The following is a 14,290-nucleotide window of genomic DNA, read 5'->3' on the forward strand; positions in this document are numbered from 1 at the left end:
TTATTTATGGATTTTTCGGCTATTTTTCAGGGGCGGGAGGGTGCGCCCGGCAGGGGATGACCGGGCGCATTTTTCGGGGGGTTATGGCTGCTGGCTGTCGGTGTGCGACGCTTTATCGGGTCTGATTCCGACGGCATTCAGCACCGCGCAGCCGTCAGGGTTAATCCCGTTACCGGCGGCCAGCCACGATGCGAGCGCATCGCGCAGATGATGCGTTGCCCGGTCGAGCGCCCGGTGTTGCAGGTGCGCCGGGAGGCTGCGGATATGTACCAGCTCCGGAGCAAGAATGGCGGCCAGCTCTGCGCCGTGCTGATGCATGAAGCCATCGAGCCGGTGGCGGATGCTGAGTGCCTGGACGGTCTCATGGGCGCGAATGTACTGCCGTGCGGCCTGCCGGGTTTCTTCCGGGGTGCAGGGCGTTTCCCGGCGGCTCAGCCACACGGCACGGTGGTGCAGGCAGGCCTCTGCGGCCTGCGTCAGGGTGTTGGTCATGGTCTCTCTCCTGCGGTTAAAAGCGCCACAGCGTTTTCCGGCATGGCGGGCTGCCGTATCACCCCGTCGAGCATCTCGGAGGTGCGGAACGTGGCCGAGCATTCAAGACTGGTGCACTGGTGATAGCGCTGCTTGAGGTTCTCCGACACATACCGGCTGGTACGGGTATGCGCGGGCTGTCTGCAGTACGGGCAGTGAAACATGGCTCAGCTCTCCGCCTCCTTTTTCCGGGCGGCCAGCTCCGCGGCAAGCTGCATACGTCTGGCAGGGCTTTTATAGAGCGTCATGTCCACGCCGGTCAGCGGCGGGCGGTGCAGGCCGAGCTGAGAGATAACCGGCTCACTGTTCATGTCGAAGGTATAGAACTGTGCCTGGAGGGCAACATGCTGTTGCAGCTCCTCACCCAGCACACGCCCCGGACGCGGCTCACCTTTCAGCTCCAGCTCACGCAGGCGCAGACAGTAAGCGCGTACCAGCGCCGGGCTGATGGTGTTCATCGCTTCTGACCAGGCTGCCTGTGCGCAGACGGTAAGTGCGGTCGCATGCTCATCGACATACTGTCTGCCGGTCGCACACGCCTCAAGCATGGCGCGGGACTTGTCTGTCTCCAGCTCGGCAATCAGGCCGGTGAACTCCTCTGCCAGCTCGCGCCCGGCCATGCGGCGGCCGTGTTCGGCTTTCAGCTCCGGTGTCATGGCTCCGCCCAGGCTGCGCAGGCGGGTACGCCAGCTTTTGTCAGCCTCCGCGCTTTCCTCAAGCGCAGTCTGCCGTTCCTTTTCGCTGCGGGTGATGGCTGCGTTGATGTCGTTCAGCGTCATCATGCTGCCGGTGTGGGCGGCTTTCGCCTCTGTAAAGCGGGTGAGCGCCTCATTCACGGCGGCGGCATTTTTCTGCGCAGCCTTTTCACTGGCGACCGCCACGACATTCTCGATAAGGGCGCGGTCGGGGGCAGGCCGGGTGCCGGCAACGGTTTTCATCAGGGCGGTGATAATTTCAGTTTTCATGGCGGGCTCTCTGTTTTCAGTGTGAGGGCATTCTGCCGTGGCCTGCACAACATCACGAGCTGTTGCTGTTGTGGCCGGGATGGTACAGAAAGCCGCTGAAAAAACCGGCTCGCCAGAAAGAGGTCGCAGGAAAACCCCTCTCCCTGTTTGTTTTTCTGTATTTAACTCTTCACACTGTTCACCAAGAATATAAATATTAATTAATACAGTAAGTTAAGGGGTGAACAGTTGAAGATCTGACTGTTCACCCACTGTTCACCACTGTTCACCAGCTGTTTTTGGAGGCACTTACGGCATCTATACTTTATTGCGATAAAAGAAAGCTTATCTATAACCATAAATAATTAGCAATGTGCCAGACTGTTATCAGGAAATGCCAAAGATTGTCAGCGTTTGCCACTGTTTGCCATTTGCATGTTACCGGATTGTTAAACGAAGAATGACAGCAAAATAACCTGTTGCTCCCGCTGAAAATATTCACAAAATAGAGCGCTACCTGACGCCGGAAAGACATGACCGGCACCACACGGACTTTATGAGGTAGCCCGATGCACACCGCTTTTTCTTACCCGATTTCCACCCCTGCCGCCCCGTTAATTCCGGTGGCTGAGCCCGCTCAGGAGCGCTTTCTGCGCCTGCCCGAAGTGATGCACCTCTGCGGTCTGTCGCGCTCCACCGTTTACGACCTCATCAGCCGGAATGCCTTTCCGCAGCAGGTCTCCTTAGGCGGCAAAAATGTCGCCTGGCTGCACAGCGAAATTACGGCCTGGATGGCTGCCCGCATCGCCGACCGTAACCGGGGCTGTGACGCATGATGATGTCCGCCCTGCAAAAACTGCCTTTTCCTGGCTTGCTTCTTCTGGCTATTTCCAGGTATAGTTTTCCCGCTGCCGCAAAATCGGCAGCCGGGCGTAGGAACCCGAGCGAAACAAAGGCGACACCAGACGCGCCATGCGTCTTTTTTTGTGTCCGTGCCCTCGTGCATCCATTATTTGCGAACCGGTTTTTTTGCCGTTGCCGCATTTTTACAATGGTGGCTCGGGCGGGGCAGCCCTCGGGCTGGCCGGTTTCCTTTGTTGCCGGTATTCCTACCCCCGTCCGGGCTACCACCCATGAGCGTAGGAACTCCGGTGGTAGCTTTTATAAGCTAACAAAGGAGGCTGCCACCATGGCCACGACCCTCACCCTGTCACACCCGCAGTTTGTCTATCTCTTCGCAGCCGTTCGCCGCGCAGACCGCACACCCCGTATCTGTATGCTCCGCACCGTTGCCGGTGACGAACACGCTGCACGCCGTTCCCTTGTCCGGGATTACATTCTCGCCTTTGCCGGGCGTCTGCCGGTGGCGGAGGTGTGCGCGTGAAAGACCTGACCCTGACGCTCACCCGTGATGAGCTTGCGTGCCTGGAGCACCTGCGCAACGTCGGCCAGTTCGTGAATGCCATGACGCTGCTGAATGACAGCGTGACTGTCAGCCGGGAAACGGCGCACCAGGCACAGCTCTCTTCTGTGATTTACCTCATGACCACCCAGCTCGACGGTGTGGTGGAGCGCTGCATGCAGCGCTGGCTCACAGAGGAGGTCGGCGCATGAAAACCCCGTTAACACCCGCTCTGCGCGCCGCGCTTTACCGCCGCGCCGTGGCCTGTGCCTGGCTGACCGTGTGCCATCGTCAGCACCGCTACCCGCACCTCACCCTCGATGCGCTGGAGTCGGCCATTGCCGCCGAGCTGGAGGGTTTCTACCTGCGCCAGCACGGCGAGGAGAAAGGCCGCCTGATTGCCTGTGCCCTGCTGGAAGATTTAATGGATGCCGGTCCCCTGAAAGCCGCCCCGTCGCTGTCCTTTCTCGGTCTGGCCGTGATGGATGAACTCTGCGCCCGCCATATCAGCGTGCCTGTCCTGCACTGAGGAAAACACCAATGAAAATGAACGTAACGGACACCGTTAACATGGCGTGCGGCCACTGGCCGCGCATTCTCCCGGCGCTGGGCGTCCCGGTCATCAGAAACCGGCATCAGGCCTGCCCCGTCTGTGGCGGCTCTGACCGCTTCCGCTTTGACGATAAAGAGGGGCGCGGAACGTGGTTCTGTAACCAGTGCGGCGCGGGTGACGGGCTGAAACTGGTTGAAATGGTGTTCGGTGTGTCTGCATCCGAGGCCGCCGGGAAGGTGAATGCCGTGACCGGCACCCTGCCGCCGGTTGCCCCGGCAGCCACCACGCCCGCAGATACCGGAACGGATGCCGCGCGCAAAAATGCGGCCGCACGGGCGGCGGAGCTCATGGCATCTGCCCGCCCGGCCACCGGTAACGCCTACCTGACCCGCAAGGGGCTGGCTGACCGCGAATGCCTGACCCTGACCACCCTCCATAAAACCGGGGGCGTGAGCTACCGCGCCGGGGATGTGGTTGTCCCGCTGCATGACGACACCGGGGCGCTGGTTAACGTCCAGCTCATTAACGCTGACGGGGACAAACGCACCCTCAAAGGCGGGGCGGTGAAAGGTGCATGCCATATCATCGAAGGCCAGAAACAGGCGGGAAAACGCCTGTGGATAGCGGAGGGGTATGCGACGGCGCTGACCGTGCATCAGCTGACCGGCGAAACAGTGATGGTGGCGCTCTCGTCCGTGAACCTCCTTTCTCTGGCGAGCCTTGCCCGCCGTCAGCACCCGGCCTGCCAGATTATCCTCGCGGCTGACCGTGACCTGAGCGGTGACGGCCAGACAAAAGCCGCAGCGGCCGCAGATGCCTGCAACGGGGTCGTTGCCCTGCCGCCGGTGTTCGGGGACTGGAATGATGCCTTTGCCCTGAACGGGGAGGATGCCACACGCCGCGAAATTTACGACGCCATCCGCCCGCCGGTGCAGAGCCCGTTCGACACCATGAGCGAGGCGGAATTTACCGCCATGAGCTCCAGCGATAAAGCCCTGCGGGTGCAAGAGCATTACGGCGAGGCGCTGGCGGTGGATGCGAACGGCCAGCTCCTGTCCCGGTATGAAAACGGTATCTGGAAGGTGATACCACCCTCAGATTTTGCCCGCGACGTGGCCGGGCTGTTCGGGCGCCTGCGCGCCCCGTTCTCGTCGGGGAAAATTACCTCGGTGGTGGAGACGCTGAAACTGATTATCCCGCAGCAGGAGGCACCGGCACGTCGCCTGATTGGTTTCCGTAACGGCGTGCTGGACACGAAAACCGGCACGTTCAGCCCGCACAGCAAATCGCACTGGCTGCGCACCCTGTGCGACGTGGATTTCACCCCGCCGGTGGCGGGCGAAACGCTGGCATCCCATGCCCCGCATTTCTGGCAGTGGCTCGACCGGGCTGCCGGTGGCAGCGCCGATAAACGCGACGTGATACTGGCCGCCCTGTTTATGGTGCTGGCGAACCGCTATGACTGGCAGCTCTTCCTCGAAGTGACCGGGCCAGGCGGAAGCGGCAAGAGTATTCTGGCCGAGATTGCGACCATGCTCGCCGGCGAGGACAACGCCACGTCGGCAACCATTGAGACGCTGGAATCGCCACGCGAGCGTGCAGCCCTGATTGGCTTCTCGCTCATCCGCCTGCCTGACCAGGAGAAGTGGAGCGGGGACGGGGCGGGACTCAAGGCCATAACCGGGGGCGATGCCGTGTCGGTTGACCCGAAATACCGCGATGCGTATTCCACGCATATTCCGGCGGTGATTCTGGCGGTGAACAACAACCCGATGCGCTTCACCGACCGCAGCGGCGGCGTGTCCCGTCGCCGGGTGATTATTCACTTCCCGGAGCAGATAGCCCCGGCAGAGCGCGACCCGCACCTGAAGGATAAAATCGCCCGCGAACTGGCCGTCATTGTGCGCCAGCTCATGCAGCGGTTCAGCGACCCGATGAGCGCCCGCGCGCTGCTCCAGTCGCAGCAGAACTCAGACGAGGCGCTGAGCATCAAGCGCGACGCCGACCCGGCCTTTGATTTCTGCGGTTATCTGGAGGCGCTGCCGCAGACTAACGGGATGTTCATGGGCAATGCCAATATCGTGCCGCGCCAGCCCCGCAGCTATCTCTATCATGCCTACCTGGTGTATATGGAGGCGAACGGGTTTAAGCATGTGCTGAGCCTGAAAATGTTCGGAACAGGGCTGCCGATGATGCTGAAAGAGTACGGCATAAACTACGAAAAACGGCACACAAAACACGGGACGCAGACCAATCTCACCCTCCGGGAAGACAGTAACAGCGACTGGCTGCCGAAGTGCGACGAGCCCGCAGCGACATAACCTCACCAGACCGGCAGCCGCCGGTCTTTTTTTATCTGACATCCCAGGTGGTGAACAGTGCACTGTTCACCCTTCACCTTCTGTTCACCACTCAACCCACTGAAAGTAAAGGGTAAAAGAGAAAGGTGAACAGTGTGAACAATAAAACCAAAAAAAACTTTTTACCCCCCCTCACTCCACATCCGTATGCGGCATCCCTTTGCCTAAATATGTAAGTCCGCGCAGGGGTGAAGAGTCGAGTGTTCACTGCTCACCAACTCATCACCTCCTATCTTTATGATATTAAATGGAAAATTGTTGAGGTGAACAGTGTGAACAGTTAAACCGAAAAAAACTTTTTCCCCCCCTATTGGACAACAACTTTCTGTGATGACAAATGTCGATCTTATCGAGCAGAGCCGTAAATCTGATTGAAGAGGTTATTACTTGCTGATGCGAGGGTATCAATACTATTGTCTATAGTATGGCTGGAGCGGAATGATACGAAAGTCTGATATATATTTAAAATTAGGAGCGGCAAAAATTACCGCCCCGAGTAAATAATGAGCCTCAAAATACTACTAAGGATTAGCATACTCCAAAATCTCTTCCCCCATGAGAGTACAATCATTGAGGAAGATAAATCTCATACGATACTTACCTTTATATATATAACCCCAAGTCTGCAATACATCGTAGTACTGAGATTTATTTTCAGGATTTTGCATTTTTGCTAATGCAGTTACATCTTTATCAACCTCGGCCCTATCATCATTGTCCCTATAAAACGCCAACAATTTTTTTGATTCAGTTATTGCTTGAGCTTTACAAGTTAATTCAGATTTTTTCGTGGCAGCTAACGATGAATGACTCATCGAAAAAAGTATCAGCATAATAATGCCGGTTGATATCTTCATATTATTCCAAGCTCTCTCTTTGCTCTTATCAATGCCTTTTTTCTTTCTTCAAGGCCGTTATAACCACCATTAACAAGGAGGGTGACTTTATTTACGTCATCTCTATCTGCTGCCGTATTAACATGTCTAAGATCCCAGTAATAACAAGCAGCTTTAACTGCAACATATGGGTTCCTTGCGACCATCGTGGGATCGGTTATGTAATCCTTATCAAACTCGCTTCCGAAGTTAGTATAATTATCTCTACCTGTCAGATGTAATAATCCTCGACCGATGAATTTAGGGCCATCACCTACTTCTGTATTACCCAAATTACGTCCAATCCGGGTTCCTGCATCATATTCTCTGCCACCATCTCTTGGAACCTCAGTAAAGCTAGAAAAGTTCGCAGTTTCAACACAAGCCTGGGCAAGAAAATGAGCGGCTCTTAATTCGGTATTAATCGCATAGACGGTAAACCATTGATTTAAATGCGGTACTATGGCATGGACATTGTAATACTGTGAATTCAGCAAGGTTTCTTTATGTCTGTAATGCCTGGCTATATTCCAAAGCATGCCTGCTGTAATATCAACCATTTGCCTATTCCTTATTTTATCTCCCATAACCATTTTAACTAACGAGCTTGAACATTTGGCAGCCATTTTTTACTTTCGTTTTCAATCCAGGATAATTCTTACCGCCCAAAATCGGGATTAACTAGAATGCAGTTTTCAGGAAATGATCAATCAAGCCGAATCAATGGCTTGCAAGCGTTATAGGGACTTTTAACAGGGCGCGAACTTCAGGGCTATGTTTACAAATTGATGGTTCATGTACTGAAAGACCCCGGCCTGAACTAGGAAGAGATCTTAGTGATTTTAGATGGGGGAATTGTTCCTGCGGTACAAGCTAACCTGCTCTATAACCCAATGCAGGTAATGAACGGTTGGTCAGAGGAAGAAATCAAACAAGTCGTCACTAAGTATATGAGCAAAAAGCCTACAATTATCGAGCGAGTAATTCTTGCACGGTTGCTGTTAAAACAGCGTAAACACATTCAGGGTGAATTAAAGAAGCTTTCCGCTGAGCTGGAAAAATGTTTCTGAGAGAAGCCTTAAGCGAAGCGATTGGTATACGCTTAGGTATACCAAGGAAAGTTGAACTCGATAAAAACAAATCAATTCAATTGATTACATGAAATATTCAGACTCCGCCAGCCCAAAATCCTCCATCGGTGATTACCAGAGTCATCCGATGAAGTCCTAAGAGCCCGCACGGCGCAAGCCCTGCGGGCTTTTTTGTGCCCTCAATTTGTCCCGCGAAGTCTGATGCCAACTAATTAATCCGAACCTTTTAGGCACCTCATAAAGCTTTACGGCAGCAGTCAGACAAGCTTCGCCAGTCCGTAGCATTCTGTCCTGGGGCTGCAGATTATTGCGTTCCATCTTCAAAGTGTGTGCTGGCAACCTGCCTTGCTACGTTCCATAAAGAATTTGCTCATCATGTAACTGAGATTTTTGGAGACCTGGGTAAAGAGTCTCCCACGTCCCGGTAGCATTCAACTCAACGAAAGTCGTCCTAAGGTATGCAAAAGGTATTGCGCGTACAAAATTTTAAGTAAAAAATAAGCGGGAATCGTAAATGGGTGTACTCAGGAATAAAAGCTACTCATCGGCAAATGTAGCAGCATCCGTGCAGAGCTTGAGAGTGAGTCAGAAAAGTTAAGAAAAACCGTATTCGAACCATTTACATAAACCGTTTTAGCTTAAGATATCATCCATCAACCTGAAACGATTATGATACTGACAGGAAAAGCCCGTGTTGAGTTATAAAAAGAGTGCAGTAATTATAGTTATTTTAATAGCTACATCCTTTATATGGATTGCTGTAAAACCAACAAAAATCGTCAGAGTCGATAAGGTTGCTGTTTTTGTAGAAAACTTACCAATGTCAACAGAGGGTAAATTAAAATGGTGGTTGAAGAATAAAGAATTATTACAGGAAAAATATCACATTATTAATAAACTGTATAACTTTACTGTTGTCATCATGAACTTTAATGGTTATGAAGAATTACCTAAAGGAACCAGAGATGGTTCTATTGATGACTATACTTGTTTTAATGATAATAATGGCAACCATGATAAGTGCGTATATAACAATATAGCAATAATTGTCAGGGGTAACCTGAATGGCAAGCAATATATAAACATAGGCGAAAAAATTTATATCCAGACAAGCGATGGCAAAGTCGCATTACAATAATCAGGGCTGCACAGTGGCCATTAAAGCGTAAAACAGATATGTATGTAGCCTGTTTGGCAGAAAACTTCTCCATTACGCTTCGGTGAGGAGCGGCAAAACCGCTCCAGTTAAATCAAGATACACAGAGGATACTACGGATTAGCATACTCTAAGATTTCTTCGCCCATGAGGGTACAGTCATTGAGGAAGATGAATCGCATGCGGTACTTACCTTTGTAGATATAACCCCACGTCTGGAGTACATCGTAATACTGAGATTTATTTTCCGGGTTTTGCATTTTCGCCAGTGCAGTTACATCCTTATCAACTTCTGCCCTGTCATCGTTGTCTCTGTAAAAAGCTAAAAGTTTCTTCGATTCAGTAATTGCTTGTGTTTTACAGGTTAGATCAGATTTTTTCGCAGCAGCAAAAGACGAAAAACTTATCGTGAAAAGTAATGTTGCTATAATGCAGGCTGATATTTTCATAATATTCCAAGCTCTCTCTTTGCTCTTATTAATGCCTTTTTTCTTTCTTCAAGGCCGTTATAACCACCATTAACAAGAAGTGTGACTTTATTTACATCATCTCTGTCTGCTGCCGTATTAACATGCCTGAGGTTCCAGTAATAACAAGCAGCCTTAACAGCAACATATGGGTTCCTGGCAACCATAGTCGGATCGGTTACGTAATCTTTATCAAATTGGCTGCCGAAATTCGTATAGTTATCCCTACCTGTAAGATGCAATAACCCGCGCCCAATGAATTTAGGACCATCACCTACTTCTGTATTACCCAAATTACGACCAATCCGCGTTCCTGCATCATATTCTCTGCCTCCATCTCTTGGAACCTCAGTAAAACTAGAAAAGTTTGCAGTTTCTACACAAGCCTGTGCAAGAAAATGAGCGGCTCTTAATTCAGTATTAATCGCATAGACGGTAAACCATTGATTTAAATGTGGTGCTATGGCATGGACATTGTAATGTTGTGAATTTAACAAGGTTTCTTTATGTTTGTAATGCCTGGCTATATTCCAAAGCATGTCTGCAGTAATATCAACCACTTGCCTTTTCCTTTTTTAATCTCCCATAATCATCTTACCTAACGTGATTGGACATTTGGCAGGCATTTTTTACTTACCTTTACAATCCAGGAAGATTCTTATCCTTATGTTTACCGGTAACGAGGGCTACTGAAATGTTGCTATTAGAAAAAGCGCAATCAAACCGTGCCACTGTCTGGCTGGCGTTATCGGTACTTTTCACAGCGCGCGAACTTCAGGATTACGATTACAAATGGATGGTTCTGCTGTTGAAAGAGTCAGGGATGTGCAGAGATGAGATCTTCCTGATCCTTGACGAGCAAGTTGCTCCTGCTCTGTCAGCAAATCTACTCTATAATCCTACGCCAGTGATGGACGGCTGGTCTGAAGAAGAGATAAAAACCCTTGTCATGAAGTATCTTGCCAAAAAACCTACGCTCGCTGAGCGTCTCGTTCCTGCTCGTCTCCTTGCAAAGTGGCGTCGAAAATATATTCGTCGTGAAACAGACAGGCTCTCTATAGAACTGGATATATACTCCCAGAGAGAGCTATGAAAATACTGTATGCTTAAGTGTAGATATTTATCTCCTTTAATTAATAATAATCGAGTCAAAATAAAATCCTTCAGTGCTATAATTCCCAGCAAAAACAATCGCTGCGTGTAATACATTTTTAGCTGAAATGATTTATAGTGAAAAGGCTCAAGCAATAGGTAAATGCGGTTTAGACAAAAAAAGAAGTAGTGGCTTAAGTCACTAAAACACGATATGAGAAAGATAGAGCGAATGATGTTAGCACCCATAGTTTCATTTCTGTATAAACATAATAAAAAGCAGCATACATTAAATCTTTACAGACTCGTTCTGAATGAACATCAAGAAGGTAAATATATTCCCATTGTTTATTACCTTAGTTCGCCTATTTATGGCATAATTGATGTTTACTAAGAAAGCCTGTGTAATAAAAAAACGCTAAGATTGCATGTGAATTAATTCGAAAACCTAATGCAGAGAGAAATTATGGCACAATATTCAGGATGGATAGCATGGTTCTTTTTTTATAGCATCATGGGGTTTATGGTTTTCTATATATTACAGGGCTACTTTTTGTATAGAATCATAAAAAAAGATCCGGTATATACTAAAGCAAAAATTGTCAGCTATGTGCCTAAAGCGCCAAATGAACTGGGCAAAGTAGATATTGTTATGACCTACAGTTTTATTGCTAACGATGAAACTTACAGCAAAGAACAGCAGACTTTAAATATAAATACTCTTGATCTTGAAAAATACTACGTGAGCAAAGAAATCCCAATTGTCTATTACCGTAAGAATCCTAACTACAGTAAAATTGACGTGTATGATGAGAGCCTGCATAAATAGTTATTCGCGGATAACTACACAACACATTTTCGCTTATGATCAGGCGGAGGCGTCAGAAGAATCGCCTGAACATATGAGCGTCGCTCCGCAACGCTTGCCGCTCCATGTAACTTCATTGATACTGGCACATTCAAAATTCATTTTCCATCATCCTTTCCTGCCATTTCAAATATATTTGTAGAATATATTTTTTATCTCATCTAAAATTACGCAATTAATTTCGCCAAGAGAAGTTTGGGACGATGTCAAAGTATTCATGGATAATAGCAGCAATTTGCCCTGCACTCCTCATCGGGAGCGTGATTGTTTACTTCCTGAAAGGGTATTGTCTCTATCTGAAGATAAAAAAAGATCCGGTCTACGTTAAGGCTAAAATTGTCAACTACATCCCCGGCAGCCCTAACAACATGGGAAAGGTAGATATTGCAATAACTTATACCTTTATGGCTGACAATATAGTCTACACAAAAGGAAAAGAAAACTTAACGATTGATACGCGAGATCTTAATAAAGACCATATCGGTAAAGAAGTACCGATCGTCTATTACCGTAAGGATCCTAACTTCTGCAAAATTGATATATATGATGAGAGCTTACGTAACTAATTTTACATCTACTATGAGCATATAAATCAGCATTTACAAAATATTTTCAAAAGGAGTCTTCAATGTCCAGCTATTCAGGAATTATCGCGATGATAGGGCCTGCCGTTATATGTAGCTTCATTATTTTATTTATTGTAAAGGGCTATATTCTGCACCGGACGATCAAAAAAGATCCGGTTTACACCAAAGCTAAAATAGTTTCCTATTTCCCTAAAGCACCAAATGAAAAAGGTCGCGTCGACATTGTTATGACCTATAGCTTCTTAGCTGATAATGTAAGCTATACTAAAAAGCAGCAGACACTAAATATTAACACTCTCGATCTCAATAAATACCACATAGGCAAAGAGGTTCCGATTGTTTATTACCGCAAAGATCCTAATTACAGCAAAATCGATGTATATGACGAAAGCCTGCGTAATTAAAAAGAGAACTAAACTGCGAATGAATTAATTTACAAATTACTTAGCACTGAGGAGGATTTATGTCGCACTATTCAGGATGGATAGCCTGGTCTGTTTTTTATGGAATGATCGGCTTTGTCATTTTCCTTATGTTAAAAGGATATTTATTATATATAATCATAAAAAAAGATCCGGTTTATACAAAAGCAAAAATCGTTAGCTATGTGCCAAAAACTCCTGATGAAATGGGTGAGGTAGATATTGTTATGACCTACAGTTTTATTGCTGATGAAAAGACGTATATCAAAGAGCAGCAGGCATTAAATATTAAAACACTCGATTTAGACAAATACTATGTAGGCAAAGAAGTCCCCATAGTCTATTACCGTAAGAATCCTAACTACAGCAAGATTGACGTGTATGATAAGAGCCTGCGCAACTAATTACTGGCGAATAATTAGATAACAGTTTTTCGCAGATAGTGAGCTGGCGGCTACAGAAGGAAATTCTGATTATTCGATCATCACTCAGGAGCGAGTGTCCCTCCTCACCAATCTATTTGATAGCAGCACTTTGACAATTGATTAGTGCCGCATACTTTTCAGTTATTTATAACTTATTTTGTAGCAGATATTCATCCGCTCATATATAATTGCGCGATCAATTCTAACAAAAGCTGATTGGGATAATGTCGAAGTACTCATGGATAATCGCAATAATCGGGCCTACACTTCTCATCGGGTATTTTATTATCTATTTACTTGAAGGTTACTATCTCTATCTGAAGATTAAAAAAGATCCTGTTTATATCAAAGCCAAAATTGATAGCTACGTTCCCGGAAGGCCTGACGATATGGGAAAAGTAGACATTACAATAACTTACAGTTTTACAGTCGATAATAAAGTCTACACAAAAGAGAAACAGTCCTTAAATATCAACACGCTGGATCTCATTAAAGATCAAGTCGCTAAAGAAGTGCCGATCGTTTATTACCGCAAAGATCCTAATTACAGCAAAATCGATGTATATGATGAAAGCCTGCGCAATTAAGCCCATACCATCTATTAGCACATAAATCAGAATCTACTCAGGGGCGCTTACCGCCCCTTTTGATTAGGTTCGGGTTACCAGGCTACCGTCAATCAGGCCTTCAAAACCATTAAACAAAATACCCCCCAACCCTAAACACCCCTCACCCCTTCCCTTACGCAATCAATCACCGCCCTGGCCTGTTCCAGCTGCACACGCAGTTCATGCACGGTGTCGTTATCAGGGAGCAGTACGATGCAGCCTTTCGATATCTGCACCGTGACATGCACGCCGGTTTCAAAGCCTGCTTCGCGCAGCCATTTGCCTTTCAATTGCAGGGCGGGTGTGCTGGTGTCACCGCGGTTCGGGCGGTAGCCAACAATACAGTGGCGCTGGGTTTTGGTGAGGATTTTCGTCATAAGATATTCTCCAATGGCAGTCATGATCTCCGCCACCAGAGAGGTCAAACTCATGGGAGGCGGGCTGAACGGTGTTGACCTTACCGGCCCATCGGATACCGGCGCGTCTCGCGACGCCCCCGTCCGGCCCACCATTGAGAGGTAACCGAACGCACAACAGAACAGCTCCGTTGCCGATGAGGTTTTCAGGAGGTCAATCCCGACGCCTGCTGAGGCAGGCGCGCCCAAACAATAAAAAGAAAACCCTACAATCGGCAAGGGAAAACCGCTCTATAGTAGCGCGTTGATTCGAAACTGGAACCCTTCTCGCAAAACTTCAGGGAACCCGCCTGGCGTTACACTTCGTTCTCTTCGCTCCCCAGCAGCCGCTTAATATGCTCCAGCTTCGCCGTCATCCTGCGGATCTCCAACAGATGCAGCGCCTCATAGGCCTCAATCCCCACCAGCTGGCTCTCTCCCAGCTTATCGAGGTCCGCTTTCAGTAACGTGATTTCGTCATCGGTCATCGGTGGTCTCATCGTTCCTCCTGATT

At 48.5% G+C, this 14,290-nt stretch carries 22 protein-coding genes; 13 read left to right on the top strand and 9 right to left on the bottom strand.

The genetic code is table 11. The features are described from left to right. Positions 1–81: 81 nt before the first annotated feature. From HF650_RS18205 to HF650_RS18215, 3 genes are read right to left on the bottom strand one after another with little or no spacing between them, the layout of a single operon-like run. Positions 82–492, bottom strand: a complete 411-nt coding sequence (locus tag HF650_RS18205) for a phage polarity suppression protein (RefSeq protein ID WP_187799800.1) — start codon at positions 490–492, stop codon at positions 82–84. Next, the gene (locus tag HF650_RS18210) at positions 489–695 is read right to left on the bottom strand and encodes an ogr/Delta-like zinc finger family protein (protein ID WP_187799801.1); all 207 of its coding nucleotides are present in this window, start codon (positions 693–695) and stop codon (positions 489–491) included. Before HF650_RS18210 ends, HF650_RS18205 begins: the two co-directional genes overlap by 4 nt. A gap of 3 nt (positions 696–698) precedes the next feature. After that, a complete protein-coding gene (locus HF650_RS18215) occupies positions 699–1,496 on the bottom strand; it encodes a capsid protein (RefSeq protein WP_187799802.1) in 798 nt (265 codons plus the stop codon). Positions 1,497–2,044: 548 nt separating this feature from the next. Between HF650_RS18215 and HF650_RS18220 the strand changes: the two genes are divergently transcribed. From HF650_RS18220 to HF650_RS18240, 5 genes are read left to right on the top strand one after another with little or no spacing between them, the layout of a single operon-like run. Next, positions 2,045–2,311: an AlpA family transcriptional regulator gene (locus tag HF650_RS18220; protein WP_187799803.1), complete on the top strand. Its 267-nt coding sequence runs from the start codon at positions 2,045–2,047 to the stop codon at positions 2,309–2,311. Continuing rightward, positions 2,308–2,859: a host cell division inhibitor Icd-like protein gene (locus HF650_RS18225; protein WP_187799804.1), complete on the top strand. Its 552-nt coding sequence runs from the start codon at positions 2,308–2,310 to the stop codon at positions 2,857–2,859. The genes HF650_RS18220 and HF650_RS18225 overlap by 4 nt, the downstream gene beginning before the upstream one ends. Further along, positions 2,856–3,089, top strand: coding sequence for a hypothetical protein (locus HF650_RS18230; protein ID WP_187799805.1), 234 nt, complete (start codon positions 2,856–2,858; stop codon positions 3,087–3,089). The genes HF650_RS18225 and HF650_RS18230 overlap by 4 nt, the downstream gene beginning before the upstream one ends. Then, positions 3,086–3,406 carry a DUF5375 domain-containing protein gene (locus HF650_RS18235; RefSeq protein WP_045513627.1) on the top strand — a complete coding sequence of 107 codons (321 nt, stop codon included), beginning with the start codon at positions 3,086–3,088 and terminating at the stop codon, positions 3,404–3,406. Before HF650_RS18230 ends, HF650_RS18235 begins: the two co-directional genes overlap by 4 nt. An 11-nt stretch (positions 3,407–3,417) precedes the next feature. Then, positions 3,418–5,751: a primase-helicase zinc-binding domain-containing protein gene (locus tag HF650_RS18240; RefSeq protein ID WP_187799806.1), complete on the top strand. Its 2,334-nt coding sequence runs from the start codon at positions 3,418–3,420 to the stop codon at positions 5,749–5,751. Between the two features lie 560 nt (positions 5,752–6,311). On the opposite strand, the gene HF650_RS18245 is transcribed toward HF650_RS18240, so the two are convergent. Together HF650_RS18245 and HF650_RS18250 are read right to left on the bottom strand one after the other, a co-directional pair. Next, positions 6,312–6,647 (bottom strand): hypothetical protein, encoded by a 336-nt coding sequence (locus HF650_RS18245; protein ID WP_187799807.1) that lies wholly within the window; start codon positions 6,645–6,647, stop codon positions 6,312–6,314. Then, complete coding sequence (locus tag HF650_RS18250) at positions 6,644–7,225, bottom strand: glycoside hydrolase family 19 protein (protein WP_187799808.1); 582 nt, start codon at positions 7,223–7,225, stop codon at positions 6,644–6,646. The genes HF650_RS18245 and HF650_RS18250 overlap by 4 nt, the downstream gene beginning before the upstream one ends. 276 nt (positions 7,226–7,501) lie before the next feature. Here HF650_RS18250 and HF650_RS25370 point away from each other — a divergent pair, with 276 nt between their 5' ends. Continuing rightward, positions 7,502–7,735 carry a hypothetical protein gene (locus HF650_RS25370; RefSeq protein WP_223284203.1) on the top strand — a complete coding sequence of 78 codons (234 nt, stop codon included), beginning with the start codon at positions 7,502–7,504 and terminating at the stop codon, positions 7,733–7,735. A 712-nt stretch (positions 7,736–8,447) separates the two neighbouring features. Next, positions 8,448–8,894 carry a DUF943 family protein gene (locus tag HF650_RS18260; RefSeq protein WP_187799809.1) on the top strand — a complete coding sequence of 149 codons (447 nt, stop codon included), beginning with the start codon at positions 8,448–8,450 and terminating at the stop codon, positions 8,892–8,894. Between the two features lie 131 nt (positions 8,895–9,025). Here HF650_RS18260 and HF650_RS18265 read toward each other — a convergent pair whose 3' ends face one another. Next, positions 9,026–9,361: a hypothetical protein gene (locus HF650_RS18265; RefSeq protein WP_187799810.1), complete on the bottom strand. Its 336-nt coding sequence runs from the start codon at positions 9,359–9,361 to the stop codon at positions 9,026–9,028. Continuing rightward, positions 9,358–9,939 (bottom strand): glycoside hydrolase family 19 protein, encoded by a 582-nt coding sequence (locus HF650_RS18270; protein ID WP_223284204.1) that lies wholly within the window; start codon positions 9,937–9,939, stop codon positions 9,358–9,360. Before HF650_RS18270 ends, HF650_RS18265 begins: the two co-directional genes overlap by 4 nt. 134 nt (positions 9,940–10,073) lie before the next feature. Between HF650_RS18270 and HF650_RS18275 the strand changes: the two genes are divergently transcribed. The 6 genes from HF650_RS18275 (at position 10,074) to HF650_RS18300 (ending at position 13,360) form a co-directional block, all read left to right on the top strand. Beyond that, complete coding sequence (locus HF650_RS18275) at positions 10,074–10,472, top strand: hypothetical protein (RefSeq protein WP_187799811.1); 399 nt, start codon at positions 10,074–10,076, stop codon at positions 10,470–10,472. Positions 10,473–10,937: 465 nt separating this feature from the next. Next, positions 10,938–11,300, top strand: coding sequence for a hypothetical protein (locus HF650_RS18280; RefSeq protein ID WP_223284205.1), 363 nt, complete (start codon positions 10,938–10,940; stop codon positions 11,298–11,300). 242 nt (positions 11,301–11,542) lie between these two features. Further along, positions 11,543–11,905: a hypothetical protein gene (locus HF650_RS18285; protein WP_223284206.1), complete on the top strand. Its 363-nt coding sequence runs from the start codon at positions 11,543–11,545 to the stop codon at positions 11,903–11,905. Positions 11,906–11,967: 62 nt separating this feature from the next. Then, the gene (locus HF650_RS18290) at positions 11,968–12,330 is read left to right on the top strand and encodes a hypothetical protein (protein ID WP_223284207.1); all 363 of its coding nucleotides are present in this window, start codon (positions 11,968–11,970) and stop codon (positions 12,328–12,330) included. A 59-nt stretch (positions 12,331–12,389) separates the two neighbouring features. Then, positions 12,390–12,752, top strand: coding sequence for a hypothetical protein (locus tag HF650_RS18295; protein ID WP_187799812.1), 363 nt, complete (start codon positions 12,390–12,392; stop codon positions 12,750–12,752). Positions 12,753–12,997: 245 nt separating this feature from the next. Then, entirely contained in the window at positions 12,998–13,360 is a 363-nt protein-coding gene (locus HF650_RS18300) for a hypothetical protein (RefSeq protein WP_223284208.1), read from the top strand. Positions 13,361–13,491: 131 nt separating this feature from the next. Here the strand turns inward: HF650_RS18300 and HF650_RS18305 are convergent, their stop codons facing one another. Further along, positions 13,492–13,758 carry a SymE family type I addiction module toxin gene (locus HF650_RS18305; RefSeq protein WP_223284209.1) on the bottom strand — a complete coding sequence of 89 codons (267 nt, stop codon included), beginning with the start codon at positions 13,756–13,758 and terminating at the stop codon, positions 13,492–13,494. Between the two features lie 335 nt (positions 13,759–14,093). Next, positions 14,094–14,276 (bottom strand): hypothetical protein, encoded by a 183-nt coding sequence (locus HF650_RS18310; RefSeq protein ID WP_042712430.1) that lies wholly within the window; start codon positions 14,274–14,276, stop codon positions 14,094–14,096. Between the last annotated feature and the right edge of the window lie 14 nt (positions 14,277–14,290).

This window comes from Kosakonia sp. SMBL-WEM22 (genome assembly GCF_014490785.1).
Classification (GTDB): Bacteria; Pseudomonadota; Gammaproteobacteria; order Enterobacterales; family Enterobacteriaceae; genus Kosakonia.

Bases quoted from the DNA above. Each gene is read 5' to 3' on its own strand.
- HF650_RS18225 (WP_187799804.1), top strand. From the start codon at position 2,308: ATGATGATGTCCGCCCTGCAAAAACTGCCTTTTCCTGGCTTGCTTCTT.
- HF650_RS18220 (WP_187799803.1), top strand. From the start codon at position 2,045: ATGCACACCGCTTTTTCTTACCCGATTTCCACCCCTGCCGCCCCGTTA.
- HF650_RS18210 (WP_187799801.1), bottom strand. From the start codon at position 695: ATGTTTCACTGCCCGTACTGCAGACAGCCCGCGCATACCCGTACCAGC.
- HF650_RS18290 (WP_223284207.1), top strand. From the start codon at position 11,968: ATGTCCAGCTATTCAGGAATTATCGCGATGATAGGGCCTGCCGTTATA.
- HF650_RS18205 (WP_187799800.1), bottom strand. From the start codon at position 492: ATGACCAACACCCTGACGCAGGCCGCAGAGGCCTGCCTGCACCACCGT.
- HF650_RS18275 (WP_187799811.1), top strand. From the start codon at position 10,074: ATGTTGCTATTAGAAAAAGCGCAATCAAACCGTGCCACTGTCTGGCTG.
- HF650_RS18285 (WP_223284206.1), top strand. From the start codon at position 11,543: ATGTCAAAGTATTCATGGATAATAGCAGCAATTTGCCCTGCACTCCTC.
- HF650_RS18235 (WP_045513627.1), top strand. From the start codon at position 3,086: ATGAAAACCCCGTTAACACCCGCTCTGCGCGCCGCGCTTTACCGCCGC.
- HF650_RS18215 (WP_187799802.1), bottom strand. From the start codon at position 1,496: ATGAAAACTGAAATTATCACCGCCCTGATGAAAACCGTTGCCGGCACC.
- HF650_RS18305 (WP_223284209.1), bottom strand. From the start codon at position 13,758: ATGACGAAAATCCTCACCAAAACCCAGCGCCACTGTATTGTTGGCTAC.
- HF650_RS18250 (WP_187799808.1), bottom strand. From the start codon at position 7,225: ATGGTTGATATTACAGCAGGCATGCTTTGGAATATAGCCAGGCATTAC.
- HF650_RS18295 (WP_187799812.1), top strand. From the start codon at position 12,390: ATGTCGCACTATTCAGGATGGATAGCCTGGTCTGTTTTTTATGGAATG.
- HF650_RS18265 (WP_187799810.1), bottom strand. From the start codon at position 9,361: ATGAAAATATCAGCCTGCATTATAGCAACATTACTTTTCACGATAAGT.
- HF650_RS18280 (WP_223284205.1), top strand. From the start codon at position 10,938: ATGGCACAATATTCAGGATGGATAGCATGGTTCTTTTTTTATAGCATC.
- HF650_RS18300 (WP_223284208.1), top strand. From the start codon at position 12,998: ATGTCGAAGTACTCATGGATAATCGCAATAATCGGGCCTACACTTCTC.
- HF650_RS18240 (WP_187799806.1), top strand. From the start codon at position 3,418: ATGAAAATGAACGTAACGGACACCGTTAACATGGCGTGCGGCCACTGG.
- HF650_RS18310 (WP_042712430.1), bottom strand. From the start codon at position 14,276: ATGAGACCACCGATGACCGATGACGAAATCACGTTACTGAAAGCGGAC.
- HF650_RS18245 (WP_187799807.1), bottom strand. From the start codon at position 6,647: ATGAAGATATCAACCGGCATTATTATGCTGATACTTTTTTCGATGAGT.